The sequence below is a fragment of the Wolbachia endosymbiont (group A) of Cephus spinipes genome, assembly GCF_964026895.1.
GTDB lineage: Bacteria > Pseudomonadota > Alphaproteobacteria > Rickettsiales > Anaplasmataceae > Wolbachia > Wolbachia pipientis.
On sequence record NZ_OZ034713.1, the window covers coordinates 901195 to 921276 of the forward strand.

20 protein-coding genes and 1 riboswitch are annotated in these 20082 nt (G+C 36.0%); of the genes, 5 read left to right on the plus strand and 15 right to left on the minus strand.

What is annotated here, in order from left to right; all coding sequences use genetic code 11:
* Positions 1-796 precede the first annotated feature (796 nt).
* The 10 genes from AAGD59_RS04245 to pgsA all read right to left on the minus strand — a co-directional run bounded on the left by AAGD59_RS04245 (position 797) and on the right by pgsA (position 8206).
* The gene (locus AAGD59_RS04245; protein ID WP_265027790.1) at positions 797-1432 is read right to left on the minus strand and encodes a transposase; all 636 of its coding nucleotides are present in this window, start codon (positions 1430-1432) and stop codon (positions 797-799) included.
* Positions 1416-1745 (minus strand): transposase, encoded by a 330-nt coding sequence (locus AAGD59_RS04250; RefSeq protein ID WP_141456678.1) that lies wholly within the window; start codon positions 1743-1745, stop codon positions 1416-1418. Before AAGD59_RS04250 ends, AAGD59_RS04245 begins: the two co-directional genes overlap by 17 nt.
* Positions 1746-2137: 392 nt before the next feature.
* Positions 2138-2830, minus strand: a complete 693-nt coding sequence (locus AAGD59_RS04255; RefSeq protein ID WP_265027791.1) for a thiamine diphosphokinase — start codon at positions 2828-2830, stop codon at positions 2138-2140.
* Positions 2811-3086: a SemiSWEET family sugar transporter gene (locus AAGD59_RS04260; protein WP_006280002.1), complete on the minus strand. Its 276-nt coding sequence runs from the start codon at positions 3084-3086 to the stop codon at positions 2811-2813. Before AAGD59_RS04260 ends, AAGD59_RS04255 begins: the two co-directional genes overlap by 20 nt.
* Positions 3075-3177: riboswitch (TPP riboswitch) on the minus strand. It overlaps the preceding gene by 12 nt.
* Positions 3178-3253: 76 nt before the next feature.
* Entirely contained in the window at positions 3254-4099 is an 846-nt protein-coding gene (locus tag AAGD59_RS04265) for an SPFH domain-containing protein (protein ID WP_141457374.1), read from the minus strand.
* Between the two features lie 7 nt (positions 4100-4106).
* Positions 4107-5045 carry a M23 family metallopeptidase gene (locus tag AAGD59_RS04270; RefSeq protein ID WP_015588956.1) on the minus strand — a complete coding sequence of 313 codons (939 nt, stop codon included), beginning with the start codon at positions 5043-5045 and terminating at the stop codon, positions 4107-4109.
* Positions 5042-5782, minus strand: coding sequence for a YebC/PmpR family DNA-binding transcriptional regulator (locus tag AAGD59_RS04275; protein WP_015588955.1), 741 nt, complete (start codon positions 5780-5782; stop codon positions 5042-5044). The genes AAGD59_RS04270 and AAGD59_RS04275 overlap by 4 nt, the downstream gene beginning before the upstream one ends.
* A 60-nt stretch (positions 5783-5842) precedes the next feature.
* Positions 5843-6550 carry an outer membrane protein assembly factor BamD gene (locus AAGD59_RS04280; RefSeq protein ID WP_015588954.1) on the minus strand — a complete coding sequence of 236 codons (708 nt, stop codon included), beginning with the start codon at positions 6548-6550 and terminating at the stop codon, positions 5843-5845.
* Positions 6551-6610: 60 nt separating this feature from the next.
* Positions 6611-7552, minus strand: a complete 942-nt coding sequence (locus tag AAGD59_RS04285; RefSeq protein WP_015588953.1) for a hypothetical protein — start codon at positions 7550-7552, stop codon at positions 6611-6613.
* Positions 7553-7663: 111 nt separating this feature from the next.
* Complete coding sequence (gene pgsA, locus AAGD59_RS04290) at positions 7664-8206, minus strand: CDP-diacylglycerol--glycerol-3-phosphate 3-phosphatidyltransferase (protein WP_015588952.1); 543 nt, start codon at positions 8204-8206, stop codon at positions 7664-7666.
* Positions 8207-8340: 134 nt separating this feature from the next.
* Between pgsA and AAGD59_RS04295 the strand changes: the two genes are divergently transcribed.
* Positions 8341-9663 carry a malic enzyme-like NAD(P)-binding protein gene (locus tag AAGD59_RS04295; protein WP_015588951.1) on the plus strand — a complete coding sequence of 441 codons (1323 nt, stop codon included), beginning with the start codon at positions 8341-8343 and terminating at the stop codon, positions 9661-9663.
* 14 nt (positions 9664-9677) lie between these two features.
* On the opposite strand, the gene AAGD59_RS04300 is transcribed toward AAGD59_RS04295, so the two are convergent.
* Positions 9678-10550, minus strand: a complete 873-nt coding sequence (locus AAGD59_RS04300) for a P44/Msp2 family outer membrane protein (RefSeq protein WP_080717615.1) — start codon at positions 10548-10550, stop codon at positions 9678-9680.
* A gap of 164 nt (positions 10551-10714) precedes the next feature.
* On the opposite strand from AAGD59_RS04300, the gene AAGD59_RS04305 reads away from it, so the two are divergent.
* Entirely contained in the window at positions 10715-10939 is a 225-nt protein-coding gene (locus AAGD59_RS04305; protein ID WP_015588949.1) for a BolA/IbaG family iron-sulfur metabolism protein, read from the plus strand.
* Between the two features lie 9 nt (positions 10940-10948).
* Positions 10949-11272: a Grx4 family monothiol glutaredoxin gene (grxD, locus tag AAGD59_RS04310; protein ID WP_006280013.1), complete on the plus strand. Its 324-nt coding sequence runs from the start codon at positions 10949-10951 to the stop codon at positions 11270-11272.
* Between the two features lie 194 nt (positions 11273-11466).
* On the opposite strand, the gene fumC is transcribed toward grxD, so the two are convergent.
* The 4 genes from fumC to murC all read right to left on the minus strand — a co-directional run bounded on the left by fumC (position 11467) and on the right by murC (position 17122).
* Entirely contained in the window at positions 11467-12861 is a 1395-nt protein-coding gene (fumC, locus tag AAGD59_RS04315; protein ID WP_015588948.1) for a class II fumarate hydratase, read from the minus strand.
* Between the two features lie 475 nt (positions 12862-13336).
* A complete protein-coding gene (gene cgtA, locus AAGD59_RS04320) occupies positions 13337-14359 on the minus strand; it encodes an Obg family GTPase CgtA (protein ID WP_174515741.1) in 1023 nt (340 codons plus the stop codon).
* Entirely contained in the window at positions 14347-15621 is a 1275-nt protein-coding gene (gene eno / locus AAGD59_RS04325) for a phosphopyruvate hydratase (RefSeq protein ID WP_015588946.1), read from the minus strand. Before eno ends, cgtA begins: the two co-directional genes overlap by 13 nt.
* Before the next feature lie 4 nt (positions 15622-15625).
* On the minus strand, positions 15626-17122 hold the full coding sequence (gene murC / locus AAGD59_RS04330) for a UDP-N-acetylmuramate--L-alanine ligase (protein WP_341812879.1): 1497 nt from the start codon (positions 17120-17122) through the stop codon (positions 15626-15628).
* Positions 17123-17148: 26 nt separating this feature from the next.
* On the opposite strand from murC, the gene AAGD59_RS04335 reads away from it, so the two are divergent.
* Complete coding sequence (locus AAGD59_RS04335) at positions 17149-17823, plus strand: septal ring lytic transglycosylase RlpA family protein (RefSeq protein ID WP_015588944.1); 675 nt, start codon at positions 17149-17151, stop codon at positions 17821-17823.
* An 871-nt stretch (positions 17824-18694) separates the two neighbouring features.
* Positions 18695-20059: an ankyrin repeat domain-containing protein gene (locus tag AAGD59_RS04340; protein ID WP_141457199.1), complete on the plus strand. Its 1365-nt coding sequence runs from the start codon at positions 18695-18697 to the stop codon at positions 20057-20059.
* The last annotated feature ends 23 nt before the right edge of the window (positions 20060-20082 follow it).

Below are 20082 nucleotides of genomic sequence, written 5' to 3' on the forward strand. Positions count from 1 at the left end.
TAATACAATAGACTTCTTGCACTACCTCCCAAGCCACAACTGTCATTCAGTAGAAACAAAAACTTCCTTGACAAACTCCGCCAGCCCCCCTATCATGAAACTGAAGCTATTGTATTTGCTTTCGCCAATCTGCAGATTAAAAGGTAAGGATTACTTAATGTATCGGCGTCTTATGTTCAATTTTTTGCAGTATATAGATACTGTATGTCTTTACAAAACTTCATCTACATCTAGATTTTTATCTAAATAAGCTGAACGCGCTTATAAAGCGTTACAAGACATCAAAAAATGCCAATACTCGACAGAGATAGTAAAAGACTAGCTAACTCGGGGATTCTTTGTCTTTTTTTCTGCTTAGTAAATTTCTTAAACATTTGCAGCGTAGGTTAGTTGCAATTAAAAGCGGCTGAATCTCGCTTGTCAAGCGTTTAAAACATAAAAAACGCCAATATTTTAAAGCGGATAATAACCTCAGGGCTTCTTTTGCCTTTTTTTTCGTTTGGTAAATTTCTTAATGTTTATAGCTAAACGACAATCGTCATCCCGCTACGTGTTAGCGGGATCTATGCTTTGAGATACCGCGAATAAATCGCGGTATGACGGTTAAGTAGGGTGTCATCCCAGTGCTCCTATGATGTCATTCCAGTGCTTGACACTGGGATCCAGCCTTTCACGCAATCCCATCAAGAACGTTGTATTTTACATAACACTTTTATGCTTACCAACTTAATAAAATTCCTGGATCCCAGTGGGCTTTGTTGCATCACACTTTATGAGATGGTGATTTATGGTAAATTCATGTAACTATCTCAAATTTAGCCATACCAATATCAGTGAATTTATTAAGCAAATAGCATTTGATTAGCAGTTCTTTTTCTCGATTTATCTCAGATTTATTCCTCAAACTAAATCCGAATATTTGCTTTAATCTTGAGAAAAACCCTTCAATATAAGATCTTTTCCCATAATTTACTTCTTTTTTCCATTCTTTCATGCCATCTTCACCGTATAATTTTATTAACCTAATAGCAGCATTCCTGTCAGACATATAATCTATTTCTGGATGTTCTGCCGCATTGTTTATTGGTGGAATTTTTGTCTTTATATCATATTCGTTACACAACTTATAAAACTTGTGCCTATCACATGCTCTATCTGCATATAGTGCTTTTATGGCATGCTGAAAATCAACTTCTTTTAGCAAATCACAAGCTCCATAGTGATCAGAGTAGACACCGTTACTGTATTTTACAGCTATGGCTTTTTTGTTGTTTATATTCAACATTACGTGCAATTTTCTCGTTTGCTCATAGCCACGATATTTTCTGTCAGTGCTATTTTCCTTGCTGTGACCAGGAGTGTTGTTGTATATACTAATTCCTGTACTGTCTATAGCAATTTCGATATCTTCCATATTATTTTCTGCAATCATTTATCTTAATATTAAGTTTCTTAAACCTTCTTGATGCTTGTGAATAGCTGATAACTGCCAAATCTCTTCCTATTTGTTGCAAATACCCTTTTATAAACCCGACTGTTTGTCTTAAACCAATTCTAAAGAAACTGACGATTATATGCACCAAAATCACAACTTTATCACTATAAATATAGTTGCCGCCCTGCATTTTTGGACAATTCTCGTACCAATTTTCTATGGCGTCATTGATATAACAAAAAATGCTTCCTCTTTCTTGGAGAAATTTGTTATATTCATGGCAGTTACTGACTCTCATTTTTTGTGGCATATTTTTTCTTCAACAGTTAAATGGCTATTTATAATGAATTTTGTCAGTAACTGCCAGTTCTTTTCACTTGAGCGATGCAACAAAGCCATCCCAGTGTCTGGGCACTGGGATGACAGGCTAGCCTGACAACCGTCATCCCTGTAAAGATCAAGTATCCCACTACGTGTTAGCGGATGAGATACCGCGGCGGTATGACGGTTCGTGGCGGTATGACGGTTAAGCAATTCGTCATCCCGCTGCTTGTTAGCGGCTAAGAGATACCGCGGCGGTATGACGTAGGACTGCTGTCATTCAAGTAGCTGAAACTGGAATGACACGTCATAAAGGAACCAGTGTCAGCTACTTGGATGATACCTTTTTTCTACTTAGTTTGGGTTATGCAAGAAGTCTATTTACTTCTTAACTTGACGCACATGATGTCTTGCAGCATCATCTAATGTCTCTAAATAAATCATTGCTAGACATATACCACTGTGTACTTCTACGGATACCTTATTGCCTAAACTTCGATTAAAGCAAGAATTTTTTCCCGGAAAAGCAAGATTACTAAGGTGCAGTTCCCATTTTAATCCTTTAGTTGATATTTGAGCTCTCGGTATACCAAGTAAAGATATTTTAGTATTTTTTGGCAAAGAAAAAAAATGGGTAATACCTTTTTGTAAAGTGTAACCTACCATGGGAGGTGAAGGTGTGTAAAAGATACTGCCCGTACTTAGAAAAATGTTAATATTCTGTAGTATGTGATCAATTGCTCCTCCAGTAATACCCGTTACTATTGATGGCAATAACTTTACTGTTTTTAAGTGAGCCATTGCTTTAGAAAAGTCGCAATAATCTTGATCAGGTAGATATATCGTATTCAAATTAGCACGTAAATCCAGATTTACGCTATCCAAATCTCCTACTACAAGATCAGGTTTTACGCCAATTGATAGAAGCTTGTTTGCTCCTCCATCTACAGCAATAATAGGTATATCTCGTTTAAAAAACGATGAGCTCGGTATTTTTCCATTTAGCACTACAATAGAACGATATTGTTGTTGTGTACTGCAGTGCAGCACATGATCATGGTGCAGGTTTTGCATCGTAGTAACATTTTTGAATAATTGATATTATGCTAATCACTAATCCAGCAATATTGCTAAGCACCACAAAAATTGAGCTCTGGTAAAGACCATAGCCAATCCAAGACAATGAACAAATAAGATAGTTTACTAACATTAACATCGATACATCACGAGTAACTTTAGTGATATATGCTTTATATACTTGAGGTGATAATCCAATTAGAGATGCAATTAACGCAATGAAGCCGAAGCATTCTTCAATATTTATATACATACATTTTCCTACGCTTGCTTTAACAATATCAGGTTCAAAGGGTTGTACTTTATGTACTCTCAGCTTTTCTAGAGCACCCCTAATGCGTGTAATTTATAACATCATTTAGTCTATTAATCAAGAAATTAATAGTGACTTGCATTTATGAAACCCAATCGGCTCCTATGCTAATTATTATCTAAACTAATCTTCGGTTGTGCATCTTGCTCAGAGATTAGGGCAACCAACAAATTATTTATCAATTGAACCTTTTGCTTGCCATCTAATTGTAAGCTTTTGTTTTTTTCAAAATGAGCTATTACTTCCTCGACAATTCCTATTGCATTTTGCACTATATGCCTTCTTGCCGAAGTGATAGCATGTGCTTGTTGACGCCTTAACATTGCTTGTGCAATCTCGGACGAATACGCCAAATGCGATATTCTTGCTTCTGTAATCTCAATTCCTGCAATATCTAATCTTTGTTGTAACATTGACCGCAATTCATCTGAAATTTTATCAGAATTTTTACGTAAAGACTCCTCATCGCTTTCGCTATCATACGGATAATTGCTTGCTAATTCTCTTATTACTGAGTCACTTTGTACAAAAACAAATTCGTGATAGTTGTTAACATTATAATACGCCTTCGCCGGGCTGTTCACTCTCCAAACAATCACTGCTGAAATCTCTATTGGACTTCCATTGGCATCATTCACTTTTATTTTTTCTGTGTTGATATTTTGAAATTTTAGGGAAACTATATATTTGCTTGAAAAGGGAAGCGTTACACATATTCCAGACTTAAAATAAGTTCCAATATAATGACCAAAAAACTCTATCACTCTTGCTTCATTAGGGTCATTAATAAAAAATCCTTGAAGAAAAGTCAAAATTGAAACGGCAGCAACTCCAAGTGCAATTGTGCTGTCATATGCCAAAAAAAGCAGCGATAAAATTAATCCTAGCGCTATTAGTACAGGAAAAAACCGGAGTTGACTTAAATTTCTATCGTTTATCGTATTCTTATCCATATTGTCTTTAAACTTCTTTTTCACTTGAACCCTCTCTGTTGATCGTTTTATTTATCTTATTTACAAATAGTTTAAACTCTCTTAATTCATGATCAGGCAATTTTACTTCAGTTTTATGCGCTATCGTAAGCGGATCGATGTGTTTGCCGTTATATATAACTTCGTAATGTAAATGAGGTCCTGTTGCAACACCAGTGCTACCAACATAGGCGATGACCTGCCCCTGCTTTACTTTAGAGCCTAACTTTATATCGCCACTAAATCTACTTATATGCGCGTAACAGGTTGAATACTCATTTTTGTGTTTTATTTTGATGTAATTTCCATAGCCACCATTCTTTCCTATATATTCTATCACACCCTCTGCAGCAGCGTATATGGGAGTGCCAAGTTTAGCTGCATAATCCACTCCTTTGTGAAAAGCAATTTTACCGCGAACAGGATGCTTTCTATTGCCAAATTTTGAGGATATGCGATAATCTCCATTTAAAGGATTTGCAAAAATTTCGCCATTTTTTAAGCTTATTCCTTCTTTATTAAAATACCTTTCTTTGCCGTCTTGTGATTTATAATGATATAAACTAATAGCTTTTTTGTTTATTGTCAGTGAAGCATATAAAATTTTTTCTTCAGTCTTCTGATTATTAGGCAATCTCTCAAAAAGAACCTCCAATTTACTCTCTGGCACAATGTCTTTTTTAAAATCAACACCAAAATCTTTATATATGTTGATCAATTTCACCACTGTATTTGGCGCCAACCCTTCCGTGGCAAAAAAGGAAGATTTTATGGTACTGGATATGAATAACAACTTTCTATCACTTTCTGTCGTCAAAGTAGCTTTTTTTTTTCTGATTCCATGCTGGAATGGCTGTGCAAGATCTGTTGATGTTTCAGTAGCATATGCTGGTAAAATACAAAGCAATACAAATATTACCAGCCTCATAGCTTATCAACAAAAGTAAAATTACCTTCCACATACTGTACATCATCATTATCTTCCAGCTCTTCAACCAATGCAGATAATTTATCAATCAACTCTTTATCGCTAATTTCAATCAGATCTTTTGGCTGCCATGAAAGACGAGCAAGTTCTGGTTCTCCGAATTTTGCATAAAAGGCATCGCGTACTTTACCAAAATCTTTTATTTCACAAGTTATAACGTGTAATCCTTCTTTGTCATTTTCCTCAATATTCAATACTTCTAATTCGATTCCATGACTGAATAAATCGTCAAAATTCACACCCTCTGCTTTATAGACGATTAAGCCTACATGATCGAAAAGGTAACTAACACTTCCTGTTTCTCCTAAATTTCCACCTTTACGAGAAAAGATATAACGTACCTCAGAAGCAGTACGGTTGCGGTTATTAGTCAAGGCATGGACAATGAGTGCAGTGCCAGAAGGCCCATGACCTTCATATTGGATTTCCTCATAATTTTCTCCAGCAACGTTACCAGTTGCATTTTTTATTGCTGTTTCTATTTTATCTTTTGGCAAATTTTCCTTGCGCGCAGCAAATATAGCAGAACGAAGGCGTGGGTTGAGTTCGTGATCGGGTAGCCCTTGCTTTGCAGCAACTGTTATTTCTCTAATCAGCTTCGTAAATTTTTGAGAGCGCTTTGCATCCTGAGCGCCTTTCCGATGTTTTATATTTGAAAATTGTGAATGACCAGCCATATTCAAATAGTTAAAAATCTAAATTATATATCAAAGCATAGAAAAAGCTAAAGCAAATTTTCAAGCCTCCGGCTTGGCATCTTGTAGGTTTTCTGCTAATAACATACTTTCATACTGCTCAGCTTCTAAGTCAAGGCCAATAGCTGAATGGACTGCTATTAAATAGTTAATAGATTTAGAAAAATATTTAGAATCCTTATAGCTTGCCATATTCTGGAAACGCTTAATTGCTGCTAAATATTCACCACGCCTCAGGTAAAATTTACCGATAGAATACTCTTTTGTTGATATATGCTCTGTGATTAGCTTTGTTTTTTCCTTTATCTCGTCTACATATTCGCTGCCTGGAAAGAGATTAATGTATTCTGTAGCCAGCTCTAAAGTTTTATATGCAGTTTGCTGTCCAAGTTGCACTTTATTAATTTGCATGTAATAAGATAATACTCTTAAGTAGTATACATATGGTAAATCTTCACCATTTGAATAAACATATATATAATCAGCCATATCACTTGCAGCACTGCTATAGTTACCCATATTATAGTGAGAAACTCCAGATAATAATTTCGCTTTCATTGCCCAATAAGACAAAGGATACAAATCCTCTATCTTGTGAAATGCCCTAATAGCTTGTTTATATTTTTTCTGGTCAAAAAGTTCAACTGCTTCTTCATATAGTTCAGTTTCAGTTTTTTCAAGATCATCCGCATACGATTGTGTAAAGGAGCAAATTAGGAAAATAAAGCACGTGATTAAAGTCTTATACATAAGATTTTTTTCGATCAAAATAAAGTATAGACCTAAATATTACTTAAATAAATAAATTTCTTAGGCAATAGCCGGCCCTTCTTCTTTATAACTACGGTCAGAACTACCTGCATTTCTTGATTCACCTCGTCCTTCCACTTTTGGATCTTTCAGCGTCTTGCTGTAGGAATGTATAGTTAAGATCTGTACAGCCATAAAAATTGCAATACCTATCAAGCCTAAAGTAGGTCCAACAGCAGGATTTAAGGACGATGCTAATGCCATTAACATTATCCTTCTTATTAAAAATATAGAAGAACCAGCAAGCGCCAATCCGGCTACAGATATATTGCTAGTTTTCTTGCTAGATTTCTCATCAAGATCAGACTTTTCTGTTTCCTTTTTCTTATTTTTTTCATGCTTATCAATATAAGAAACAAGAGTTGCAAGAAAAGCAATTGCATTGGCAAGAAATAAAATTGCATCCTCTGCTGCTTCAAGTGAAGATGTTTCACCCATTATCATACCTACAATAACCAGTGCAGTTGTTATAGCCTCAATATAGATCAAACACTGACCTATATCAGAAATATTGTGCTCTTTTTCCTTTACTTCCTCTCCATTTTCAATAATCTCCAACTCTCGTTCTTTTTGTGCTATCTTCCTATTATTGTAAATTAAATATAGCGTACAAATAAGAGATAAGACTGTAAAAGGTAATATAGTGTGGCTTAGCGCGCCACTTATCACGCCAAGTAATACCTGATCGCTACATATTTTTTCCAGTTCAATAGCCATAAATAATGCAAATGGAACCATTGTTACCAATGATACACATTGTCTATATAGCTCTCTTTTTTTTAGTGCTAATAGTTCTTGTTCTAGCCTTTCTCTTTTGACTTCTTTATCAACTGTTGGCCAAAAATCCCAAAAAAACTCTTCTAATGGTTCAAAATCTCTTTTTTTCTTATTCTTTCCTGGAACCTTTTTGGTAGAAGAAAATTTGCCACTAGGTATTTTCATAATATTAACCTAATTAGTTGTAAGTTAATACAATTATACACCTTTTTGCTTTCTGAGTCAATATCACTAAGATATTAACTACTCTTGTCTATTAACTATTTCCTAGGAGATTTAACCAATCTGTTTGATGCCGGCTAGGATATAATTATAGCCTGACCACATAGTTATAATAGCTGCAACCCATAAACAAATCGCACCTGTATATTGAATCATATAATAATCGTTCATTATTAGCGCTACTACAGCAACCATCTGCAAAAATGTTTTAATTTTGCCAGCTTTGCTTACAGGTAGACTAACATTTGTAGCTATCAAAAACTCCCGCAAACCCGAGACTAATATCTCCCTACAGATGATGATAATCGATGGTACTATTGTAAAATCATTTATCTTCTGCTTATAAACTAGCATAATTATCGTTGAAACCACTATTAATTTATCAGCAATTGGATCAAATAGCTTGCCAAATTTTGATTGGACTTTCCACGCACGCGCCAAGTAACCATCAAAAAAATCCGTAATGCACGCAAACACAAAGATTGATATTGTTATCAGGCCTGCATATTTATTTTCTATATAAAAACTTAATATTATTGCTGGTACTGCAAGCGCACGAGAAATTGTAAGCAAATTAGGCACGTTTTTCTTAAGCATGTAATACCATTCTACGTAGTAGGTAAACTTATACAGAAGTACACCAGAGTTCACAAGCTAATAGTTTACAATTGAACATTTATAAAAACTCCATATACTTAAAAAATATAAGCTTAAAATATAAGGATGTAATGATGAACGATGATTTAGATAGTACCACAAAACAAGAGGCACTTAATTATCACAGTAGAGGTGGTAAGCCTGGTAAAATTTCAATCATGCCAACAAAACCTTTATCTACCCAGTATGATTTGTCACTTGCTTATTCCCCTGGCGTTGCAGCTCCGTGCCTTGAAATAGCTAAAAATCCTGAGGTTATTTATGATTATACGGCAAAAAGCAACTGTGTTGCTGTCATTTCAAATGGCACTGCAGTGCTTGGACTTGGTAATATCGGTCCTCTTGCTGCAAAACCTGTCATGGAAGGCAAAGCTGTTTTATTTAAGCGTTTTGCTGATATTGATGCAGTTGATATAGAAGTTGGTACAGAAAATATAGAAGATTTTATCAATGCAGTAAGGTACCTTGGGCCAAGTTGGGGGGGGATAAATTTAGAGGATATAAGATCTCCCGATTGTTTTATAATAGAGAAACGTCTGAATGAACTGATGGATATTCCAGTGTTCCATGATGACCAGCATGGAACTGCAGTGGTTGTTGCAGCTGGTATAGAAAATGCTCTTGATATTGTCGAAAAGAAATTAGAGGACGTTAAGATCATTATGAATGGTGCTGGAGCAGCCGGTATTGCATGTTTAGAAATACTAAAGTCCATGGGCGCTAAAAATATAGTGCTGTGTGATAAGCAAGGAGTAATATACAAAGGTAGAAACGAGGACATGAATGAGTGGAAGGAAAAATATGCAATTGATACTTCCGAACGTTCTCTACTTGATACAATAAAAGGCGCTGATGTATTCATCGGACTATCTGCAAAAGATGTGTTAAATGAAGAGATGTTAAAGAGTATGGGCAAAGACCCGATTATTTTTGCTCTTGCCAATCCCGATCCAGAAGTAAGGCCTGAGTTTGCAAAATCTGTGAGGCCAGATGCAATAATTGCAACTGGTAGGTCAGATTACAACAACCAAGTCAACAACGTAATGGGTTTTCCTTATATATTTAGAGGGGCACTTGATGTACATGCAACAACAATAAATGATGAAATGAAAATTGCAGCTGCAGATGCAATAGCAAAGCTTGCCCGTGAGCCAGTACCAGGTGAGATATCTGCAGTCTATGGCGGTCGTAAAATGGGCTATGGACGTGAATATATAATACCTACTCCATTTGACCCAAGATTAATTTCTATAGTAGCTCCTGCTGTTGCAAAAGCCGCAGTTGATTCAGGTGTTGCAAGAAAGGCAATACAAGATTGGAGTAAATATGAAAATCAATTAAAATCTCGTCTTTCTAATGTTCTCAGCACGCTGAATTTACTATCTTCACATATGTAATTTATTGGATAAAGTTAAAAGTGATAAACCAACCCAAACTCTAAGCCATATATGCCAAACCTATTGGTAATGGTTGCAGTTGTTGATTCAACACGTGCAGTTTCATCAACTTTACTTCCTCCACCGGCAGGAATATATCCTTCACCAGCTAGTATCTTTATTCCTGGTACAATATCTTTAAATTGGTTATCAAGGATACCAAAATAGCGTAAACCAGCAAATGCTTGAGTTTGTGCTGTAAGTTGGTGATTGATACCAAGTTTTGCTTGGTAAGCCAAGGCATATCTGGTTTTTCCTAGAAATTTAACCCTAGTTACACCTGCACCAATACCAACATATGGGGTGAATGGCATTTTTGCTATATTAAAATCACGATATACATTGACCATTCCAGCTAAGTTATTAAAACCTTCATTTTTCATCTTAAATGCAGCTCTGAACTCTGCTTCAACACTACAATTTTCTTGAATGTGAATATCAACCTTTCCACTTCTCCAAGGTGAATTGCATTCCGCTCCAGTAGACGCATCATTGTGACGACGAAGTTCAATATATCTTGCTTTTTTCTTATCTGAATAATCTTCATCATATAAGTTAGTCTGAGAATATAAGCCTTCAAACTCAACTCTCATATTTTTGAATAAATACCCTATTGCAGCACTACCGGCAAACCCTGGAACATATTTAGGACTGTATCCAGCTTCAATTCGCTCCTTCTTATTAAAACTAAAAACCCCCTCTGTTATATTGTCACCTGCATCTTCTTTTCCTTCTAGAGAACCTATTGCATTGAAGAATGCTCCAAAATAGTTAGCTTTGATGTAAACATTCTCTAAGTTATTTATTTTATCATCGTAAGATAAGCACCTAAATGAAAAAGTTAGCAAAACCAAAGATATGTGAATTTAAATCTTTCGCCCACCACAAAGCCTCCCTGCATAACTTGTCATTCCATTATTATAGTATGCTTCTATTTTTTATGATAGCAACTTTTTATTGCGCTCAATCGTTTTAGATTTATAATGAAAGTATTGTAATTTAAAGCAAATCAATGACTATTGCAATTCACGAATTAGAGAGGATCATCAAACAATCGTTCCCCGACGCTGATATAAAAATTCATGATCTTGCTGGAGATGATGACCATTATCATTTAAAAATAAACTCCAAGTGTTTTCTTGGAAAGACAAAAATAGAACAGCATAAAATGGTATATAAAGCTCTGGAAGGTCAGTCTATACACGCCTTGCAACTGGAAACTAATACTTTAAAATAAGGTGAATTTATGAGCAATTTTGAACAAATAAAAAAAGATATAACAGAAAATGATGTGGTATTGTATATGAAAGGCACTTCTGATTTTCCTCAATGCGGATTCTCTGGACTCGTCGTGTCAATCCTAAAAAAATTGAACGTGAAGTTTAAGTATATTAACGTGTTGGAGAATGATGAAATACGTGAATCTATAAAAAAGTTTTCTGATTGGCCAACAATTCCACAATTATATATAAAGGAAGAGTTTATTGGTGGTTGCGACATCACTCGCGAGATGTACGAAAAAGGCGAACTGCAAAGTTTATTGAAGGAAAAAAAAATTATTGCGGAATAAGTACCAAGAAACCAGTGCCCAGACGCTGGATAACGTAGTATAGCTATGAAAAAGGATCTTATGTCTTAAACCGTATCCGTTCAGGGGAGCGGCAAAATAAGGTAGACAAAGCAAGATAATAATGTTGATGTTAACACTATTGTCAAGTTTACTGGCCTTTCTATTAGTGAGATTGAAGAATTAAGTGTGAGCGGTTACAAATAATTTACCATTTCTTCTGGTTTCACTATCCTTTCAAACTCTTCCTCAGTGAGCAGTTGAAGTTTTGCTGCTGCTTCTTTTAGAGTGATATTTTCTTTATAAGCAAGCTTCGCTATTTTTGCTGCATTGTCATACCCTATATGCGTATTTAATATAGTGACCAACATCAACGACTGATTCAGTAAATCTTTTATCCTCTCTTCATTTGCTTTAATACCAACTACACATTTTTCTGTAAAATTTAAACTTGCGTCAGCTAAAAGTCTTATAGACTGCAAAACATTGTAAATTATCACTGGCTTAAACACATTCAATTCAAAATGACCGTTTGAACCACTAATGGTTACAGCAACATGATTTCCCATAACTTGAGTGCATACCATAGTCACCGCTTCACACTGAGTTGGATTCACTTTACCTGGCATAATTGAAGAACCAGGCTCATTTTCCGGTAACATTATTTCCCCAATTCCGCATCTTGGACCAGAACCAAGCAGCCTTATATCATTTGCAATTTTCATTAAACTGACTGCTACTGTATTGAGTGTTCCACTGAGCTCAACTAAAGCATCATTTGCTGCTAGCGCTTCAAATTTATTGCCTGCTGAAGTAAATGGAAGGTTAGTAATTCCTGCAACTTGCTTTGCAAAATCTTCAGCAAAACCCTTTTTAGTATTGAGTCCCGTGCCAACCGCAGTGCCACCTTGTGCAAGCTCATATATATCACTTAAAGTTGATTTTACTCTCTCTATCCCCTTTTTAATCTGGGCTGCATAGCCAGAAAACTCCTGTCCTAGTGTTAGGGGCGTTGCATCTTGCAGATGAGTACGTCCTACTTTTATTATATCTTTAAATTCCTGAACCTTATTATCCAGCACCTTATGCAATTTTTCAAGATTTGGAATAAGCAAGCGGTTTATCTGGTCTGCTGCTGCTATATGCATTGCTGTTGGAAAGGTGTCATTTGACGACTGACCATAATTCACATGATCATTTGGATGTATCGGAGATTTACTACCCAAATTACCACCTAAAATCTCTATTGCGCGATTGCTGATCACTTCATTCATATTCATATTAGTCTGCGTTCCGGATCCGGTTTGCCAAACAACAAGCGGAAATTCATTATTAAATTTGCCATCTATTACTTCCTTTGCGGCTGCGCAGATTGCGTCCCCTACCTTATTATCTATGCTACCCTGCTTCATGTTAACATGTGCTGCTGCAAGTTTTACTATTGCTAATGCTTTAATCAGAGGCTCTGGCATTTTTTCTGTGCCAATCTTAAAATTTTCTAAAGAACGCTGAGTCTGCGCTCCCCAGTAATGTTCACTTGGTACTTTTACTTCCCCTAAGCTGTCTGATTCTATTCTCGTCTTTCTATCCATATTTTCCTCCTGGTGTTATGCAAACTGGTTCACTACATAATTTTTTCATGCCTACTTCTTGGTTAATTAAATCATACTAGATCCAAGTAGTCAAGTGTACGAACATTGCAATTTTCAGGTAACTTGCATGGTAGATGTACAACTGTACGAACATTGTCTAGCAGGAGGGTGTCATCCCAGCGCCCCTATGATGTCATCACAGTGCTTGACACTTGGATCCAGAAATTTTATTAAGTTGGTAAGCATAAAAGTAGCCGTTTTATGTTAAAATACAACGTTTTGATGATTATGAAAAGGCTGGATCCCAGTGTCTGGGCACTGGGATGACACCATCTGCCACGCAAATTGCCTGCAAATTGCAATGTTCGTACAGTTGTGTGGTAGATGCAAGTAGCTGACACTGGGATTTGTTGTGTTTAACAAAAACAAATGTTCGTACAAATATATTCTAGTTATATGATAAAATAAATGAAATTCACATCTTAAAAGGATCATATACATCGATTTCCTTAGAATTACTCTTTTTCAATTTTTCACTTAATAATCTTAAAATAGGCTGTAAATCACCATTAATTGATAAGCACAGCACTTCTTTATTGAGATAATTAGCTAGGTGATTCTTCTTTTCCAGAATTTCTGCTTCCCTCAATAAGTCGCATTTGTTTAATACTACAATCTCTTCTTTTTCAACAAGATCACTATTGTAAAGTTCCAATTCATTATGGATACAACTATAAGCCGAAACAACGTCATCGTGAGTTACATCGATTAAATGAAGTAAAATTTGACACCTTTCTATGTGCTTTAAAAATTTATGCCCGAGCCCAACTCCAAGGTGAGCATCAGTAATTATTCCAGGAATATCTGCTATTACAACTTCGCTATCATCCACTTTTACCATGCCTAAATGAGGTCTTACGGTGGTAAATGGATAATCGCCTACTTTTGTATCGGAATTTGAGCAGCGAGTCAAAAATTTTGATTTACCTGCGTTTGGCATGCCAATAATTCCAACATCTGATAAAACTTTTAGTTTTAATAATACATGTTTTTCTTCGCCAGGCTGACCGTAAGTAAAATGTCTTGGTGCCTTATTAGTAGAAGATTTAAAATTAGTATTTCCAAGTCCACCTTTTCCACCCTGTGCTACTTGAAATTCCATACCAGGCTTGTCAAGGTCTACTATTATCTCTTCACTTTCTTCATCAATTATTTGTGCACCGACTGGAACTTTAAGTATAACGTCTTTCCCTGCTGTGCCAGATCTATCCCTGCCTGCACCATTTTTTCCACTATCTGCTTTAATGTGTCTTCTATAACGAAAATGAAGCAAAGTGTTGAGATTAGCGTCGCTGATGAAAACTATGTTTCCACCCTTTCCTCCATTACCACCATTTGGACCACCAAATTCAACGAACTTTTCTCGACGAAAACTTGCACAGCCATCACCACCGTCACCGGCTTTTAAACACAATTTTACTTCGTCTATAAAACCCATGCTAACCCACGATAATATTTAGCATCCTTTCCTAACGTGCTTTCTATTCTCATTAGCTCATTATACTTCGCGAGTCTATCAGAACGCGATAGCGACCCGGTTTTTATTTGCCCGCAATTTGACGCAACTGCTATATGAGATATTGTTGTGTCTTCTGTTTCACCTGAGCGATGAGAAACAACAGCTTTATAGCCATTTGATTTTGCCATTTCAATTGCATTAAACGTTTCTGTTAACGTCCCTATTTGATTTGGCTTGATCAGTACAGCATTTGCCATTTTTTCCTCTATTCCTTTACGTATTAGTTCACAATTTGTAACAAATAAATCATCCCCGACCAATTGAATTTTATTCCCTAGTTTTGCAGTAAGCAATTTCCAGCCTTCATAGTCGTCTTCACTCATTGCATCTTCTATAGAAATTATTGGATATCTTTCCACAAGGTTACAATAATATTCGGTTAACTCTTCTGAAGTAAGCCCCTTACTTTCAAATTCGTAAATTCCATCTTCATAAAAAGTAGATGAAGCAACATCAAGGCCTAGTGCAAAATCACTTTGCGCTGAATAACCTGCTGATTCTATAGCGTATATGATCAAATCAAGTGCTTCTTCAGTACTTTCAATATTTGGTGCAAAACCACCTTCATCCCCTACATTTATGCTATAACCTTTTTTCTTAAGAATGCTACGTAAGTTGTGGAATACCTCCGCAGATATTCTAATCGCTTCGCTGAAAGTCTCAGCACCGACCGGAAGAATCATGAATTCTTGGAAATCGAGCTTATTGTCTGCATGTACTCCACCATTAATTATGTTAATGAGTGGAACCGGCATAACACTCGTCTGCTTTCCTCCCAAATATCTATATAGCGGCATTTTGAAACTGTTTGCTGCTGCTTTTGCAACTGCAAGAGACACACCCAAAGTTGCATTTGCTCCAAGTTTTGATTTGTTTTTTGTTCCATCCAGTTCAATTAATGCTTTATCAATTGCATTTTGGTCCGCTGCATTCATTCCAATGATTTCATCTGCTATTATCCCATTTACAGCTTGAACAGCTTTCAGCACTCCCTTACCACAATACCTTTTCTCATCTTGGTCCCTGAGTTCCAAGGCTTCTAATTTACCAGTTGAAGCTCCAGAAGGTACAGATGCCCTGCCTATTGCGCCATCACAGAGCTCAATTTCTACCTCAATAGTGGGGTAACCCCTGCTATCTAAAATTTCTCTTGCAAATACGTTATTGATTATCTTATTCATTACATTAAACCTTAACTTCCGCAATAAGTGCTGCAGTTTCTTTTGCTAGCTTAGCTATATTACTACCAGCACCAATAAATAATACTATATCACTTGGACTTGTCGAATCACTAATAAAATGTGAAATGAGCAAAGCATCATTCATAATTTTTGTGTTATTAAATCCATTACTGATTAAAGCTTTTTGTATATCATCAATCCCACAACCAGGAATAGGATTGTCTTCTGGGGGATGAACAGGAGTGAGGATGACATAATCAAACATCATGAAAATTCGTATGAATTCATCAAAAAAATTACGAATGCGGGCAAAACGAAGTGGTTCGATAATTCCTATTACTTTTCCTTTAGTAATCGAACGTGCAGCCGTTAAAGTTGCATATATTTCATTTGGATGATGGGCATAATCCTCAATTAACTTAACACCTTTAATATCGTCAATCAAAGAGAATCTTCTTGCTACTCCTTGAAATTCCAAAAGGCCTTTTTTAATCTCTGCATCGCTAATTCCGAGCTTTATCGCAACTGATATTGCAGCTAGGGCGTTGCTTACTTTGTGAATTCCAATTGCATTTGATAGTACTATGTTTTTTAAAGGGCTGGATCCCAGTGTCACGCACTGGGATGACATCTCTGTACACTTTCCTTTTGTCATTCCAGCACGTAATGCTGGAATCCAGTTGTTCAACACATCAAATTCTATGCTGTTAGCATGCTGTTTAATGTTGCTGGCTCTTATGCTACCATTCTCAAACCCAAACGTTATAGAATTACCCGCATCATAATCGATGTCTACAGAATCAGGTAAAACTGCAGAACCTGCATTATTCACGAATTGGGAAAATGCATTTTTGATATTATCAAATGTGCCGTAATAATCTATGTGGTCATTGTTGATACTTGTTATGACAGCAATCTTTGCAGGGATTTTTAGCATAGTTCCATCAGACTCATCAGCCTCGATCAGAAAAGTGTCACTCCCTCCAAGTTTGAAGTTGCTCTTATAGGAATTTAATATCCCTCCTACAGTTACAGTCGCATCAATGCTAGAATGATCAAAAATGGAAGCAATCATAGCGGTTGTTGTTGTCTTTCCGCTTGAACCTGAAACCGCTATCACATATTTATCTCTTAAAAGTTCAGCAAGCATGTCTGATCTATGCAAAACGATTTTATTGTTATTTTTTGCCGCAATTAACTCCACATTATCAGATTCTATCGCAGAAGAATATACAACTATTTGAGCTTGGCTTATATTATCAGCATTGTGACCAATGTAAACTTCTATACCCAGCTTTTGTAATCTATCTACATTGTTGTTTGACTGCGCATCACTGCCTTGAACTTTGTAATTGGAATTGTGAAGAATTTCAGCAATGGCACTCATTCCGATTCCACCTATACCAATAATATGTATTATTCCTTCTTGAGTTTTGTTAATATTTAGCAGTAGATGTTTACTCATTACTAAATTTATTATAGTATAATTTAAAATCCTCATAGTATCGAACCCTCTTACCGAATACAATGATAAAAAACCTAGCCTTCCTATGTCTAATATTCGTTTTGATGAGTAGTTGCAGTTTTAGCAACAGGTTTAATTGCACTGCAGGTCATTACAAAATTGGCAGCAGCTACACAATAAATGGTATAACTTATTATCCAAAAAACTGTAAACACTATGAAGAGATAGGGACAGCGTCGTGGTATGGAATAGAAGATCATGGCACGCTTACAGCAAATGGTGAAGTGTTTAACCGTCACTTGATCTCTGCAGCGCATAAGACTTTGCCCCTACCCTGCTTTGTTCTTGTCACTAATTTAGAAAATGGAAGAAAGCTTGTTACAAGGGTTAACGATAGAGGACCATTTATTGAAGGTAGAATAATAGACTTATCAGAAAAAGCAGCTCAAGTCTTAGGATTTCATAAATCTGGGCTTGCAAAAGTAAAAGTCCAATACCTAAGAAAGATGTCAGAACAATTGATACAAAATACTCCTCATTACAGAAAGCAGTATGAAAAAGAAATACAGAAACGTCACCCAAAACAAGACAGTGCAGAAAGTAAGGGATATGTTGCATTTTTTAAAAGTGCTCAGGCTGCTAAATCAGCTGCATCAAAGCTTCGCAATCAAGGAATAAAAAATGTTAGATTGCTTTTTAAGAACGATCAATATTGCGTGAAAGTGAGTTATAGGTAGTGGTGAGTGCAGAATTTGAAAAATTTGGTTAATGTCAGAAACGCTGGCTAACTATTGTAAGTTAAAAATGTGATATAAAAAAGATATCAACAATTTATAGCTATACCACCGCGATATCTCTTAGCCGCTAACACGTAGCGGAATGACGAGCTTATCGTCACGCCACCGCTAACCGTCATACCGCGATTCATTCGCGGTATCTCAGCCGCTAACAAGTAGCGAAATGACAGCAATCCTACGTCATGCCGCCGCTAACCGTCATACCGCGATTCATTCGCGGTATCTCAGCCGCTAACAAGTAGCGAAATGACAGCAATCCTACGTCATGCCGCCGCTAACCGTCATACCGCGATTCATTCGCGGTATCTCAGCCGCTAACAAGTAGCGGGATACTTGACCTTTACAGGAATGACAGTTGTCGTTTAGCTATAAATATTAAGAAATTTACCAAATAAAAAAAAAGGCAAAGAAACCCTAGGGTAGCTAGTATTCAAATTCTCCCTTGTCTATTTGACGTCTTTTACTGTCTTAAACACTTTATAAGCGCGTTTCGGCTTGTATAGGTAGAAACCTAAAAGTTTTATAAAGACATGAGGTGCACATAGTGCAAAAAATTAAGCATGATTTACGCCAAATACATTAAGTTTTTTGTCATTAATCCACTGCAGAGATTGCGAAGATAAATAAATAGCTTCAGTTTCATGATAAGAGGGCTGGCGGAGTTTGTCAAGTAAGTTTTTCGTTTCATCCAATGCGCTGCCAAAAGTTTGTTATGCAAGAATGCACTAGCCATTTCTCACAGATTCATTTAAACTTAATCAAGTAGGAGTATTATTAACGCGAAAAGAGTTTAATTAGAGATTTAAGTGATATGGCGCGTGAGGAAGATATAAACCAATTAGTAGAAAATGGATTTGATATTAACTCAAAAGATGCAAGTGGAATCACTCTCTTGCACAAGTTCACAAAAGAAGGTGATTTAGTTGGAGTAAAGTCATTACTAGAGCACGAAGCTGATTTCAATGTCGTAGACAACGAAAATAGAAATCCACTGCATTATGCCATTATGCATGGACACAAGAAAGTTGCTAAACTTTTTGTTAATCAACTGACAATTAATTCCAAGGATAAAAATGGATTTACTCCACTGCACCTTGCTGCACTACAAGATGACACGGAATTAATAGATTTTTTGATAACAAAAGGCGCAAAAATTAATGAAAAAGATGTCAAAGAGGGCTATACTCCTCTTCATATAGCTTCACTATACGGTTCTAAAAAAAGCGTCCAAATTTTAATTGATAGCGGAGCAAATCTCGAATGTGAAGATAACAATTTTCGTACTCCTTTGTTTTTAACCATTTATCAATGCACCGCACATTATGACAGCAGAGCAGAAATTATAGAATATCTGATAAAGAAAGGTGCAAATATAGAAGCCAAAGATGCAGAAAATAACACTACGCTTTTCCTAGCAGCGTATAACAACAAAATGCAAATAGTAAAGCTTATTGCAAAAAAACAGCAAGCAAGTAACGATAAAATTAAACTTAAAGAGTTTTTTTGCACAAAAAACAATCATGGTTTTGATGCATTAGATTGCGCTATTGAGCATAATAATAGAAAAATGGTAACATTTCTTGTATCAAAAGGAATAGATGCAAATGATCAAGATTTTAATGGCAACGCCAGGCTGCATAAAGCTAGCCATAATGGTAACACTAAAACAGTTAAGCTCTTATTGAGGCTTAAGGTAAACATTAATGCTGTTACTAAATGTAACAGAACTCCCTTGCTACTGGCAGTTAAAAAAGGCCATACAAAAATTGTGAAAATGTTATTGGAAGTTAGAGCCAATATGAACATTTGTGAGCAACAAGGTTTTGCACCTCTACATCTTGCTGTTCAAAAGGATTATTTTGATATAGCTCAGCTATTAATAGAAAAAGGTGCAGACCTTAACATTAAGTGTAATAACGGTCATACCGCAATAGATATGTTCATTAGCAAGGCTCATAGCAAAAAAAACATCGAAGAAAATTACAAAAAATTTTGCAGATTTTTGATGCTTTACCTGAAAGAGCTACATAGTAAACACAAAGCCTGTTGTATACTTTCAACCCTAGCTCTAAGCCTAACAATTATAGGCTTACCATTTATTTTCAAGCCTATTATTAAATATAGAGAAAGAAGTAAAATATATAAAAAAACTAAGGCTATGCTGGTCTACATTTAAGTACAAGAAGAGTATACAAAAAA

What these genes read in the sequence shown, in the direction of transcription:
- AAGD59_RS04245 (WP_265027790.1), bottom strand. Translation starts at nt 1,432, where the DNA reads ATGATTGCAGAAAATAATATGGAAGATATCGAAATTGCTATAGACAGT.
- AAGD59_RS04250 (WP_141456678.1), bottom strand. Translation starts at nt 1,745, where the DNA reads ATGCCACAAAAAATGAGAGTCAGTAACTGCCATGAATATAACAAATTT.
- AAGD59_RS04255 (WP_265027791.1), bottom strand. Translation starts at nt 2,830, where the DNA reads ATGCAAAACCTGCACCATGATCATGTGCTGCACTGCAGTACACAACAA.
- AAGD59_RS04260 (WP_006280002.1), bottom strand. Translation starts at nt 3,086, where the DNA reads ATGTATATAAATATTGAAGAATGCTTCGGCTTCATTGCGTTAATTGCA.
- AAGD59_RS04265 (WP_141457374.1), bottom strand. Translation starts at nt 4,099, where the DNA reads ATGGATAAGAATACGATAAACGATAGAAATTTAAGTCAACTCCGGTTT.
- AAGD59_RS04270 (WP_015588956.1), bottom strand. Translation starts at nt 5,045, where the DNA reads ATGAGGCTGGTAATATTTGTATTGCTTTGTATTTTACCAGCATATGCT.
- AAGD59_RS04275 (WP_015588955.1), bottom strand. Translation starts at nt 5,782, where the DNA reads ATGGCTGGTCATTCACAATTTTCAAATATAAAACATCGGAAAGGCGCT.
- AAGD59_RS04280 (WP_015588954.1), bottom strand. Translation starts at nt 6,550, where the DNA reads ATGTATAAGACTTTAATCACGTGCTTTATTTTCCTAATTTGCTCCTTT.
- AAGD59_RS04285 (WP_015588953.1), bottom strand. Translation starts at nt 7,552, where the DNA reads ATGAAAATACCTAGTGGCAAATTTTCTTCTACCAAAAAGGTTCCAGGA.
- pgsA (WP_015588952.1), bottom strand. Translation starts at nt 8,206, where the DNA reads ATGCTTAAGAAAAACGTGCCTAATTTGCTTACAATTTCTCGTGCGCTT.
- AAGD59_RS04295 (WP_015588951.1), top strand. Translation starts at nt 8,341, where the DNA reads ATGAACGATGATTTAGATAGTACCACAAAACAAGAGGCACTTAATTAT.
- AAGD59_RS04305 (WP_015588949.1), top strand. Translation starts at nt 10,715, where the DNA reads ATGACTATTGCAATTCACGAATTAGAGAGGATCATCAAACAATCGTTC.
- grxD (WP_006280013.1), top strand. Translation starts at nt 10,949, where the DNA reads ATGAGCAATTTTGAACAAATAAAAAAAGATATAACAGAAAATGATGTG.
- fumC (WP_015588948.1), bottom strand. Translation starts at nt 12,861, where the DNA reads ATGGATAGAAAGACGAGAATAGAATCAGACAGCTTAGGGGAAGTAAAA.
- cgtA (WP_174515741.1), bottom strand. Translation starts at nt 14,359, where the DNA reads ATGGGTTTTATAGACGAAGTAAAATTGTGTTTAAAAGCCGGTGACGGT.
- eno (WP_015588946.1), bottom strand. Translation starts at nt 15,621, where the DNA reads ATGAATAAGATAATCAATAACGTATTTGCAAGAGAAATTTTAGATAGC.
- murC (WP_341812879.1), bottom strand. Translation starts at nt 17,122, where the DNA reads ATGAGGATTTTAAATTATACTATAATAAATTTAGTAATGAGTAAACAT.
- AAGD59_RS04335 (WP_015588944.1), top strand. Translation starts at nt 17,149, where the DNA reads ATGATAAAAAACCTAGCCTTCCTATGTCTAATATTCGTTTTGATGAGT.
- AAGD59_RS04340 (WP_141457199.1), top strand. Translation starts at nt 18,695, where the DNA reads ATGGCGCGTGAGGAAGATATAAACCAATTAGTAGAAAATGGATTTGAT.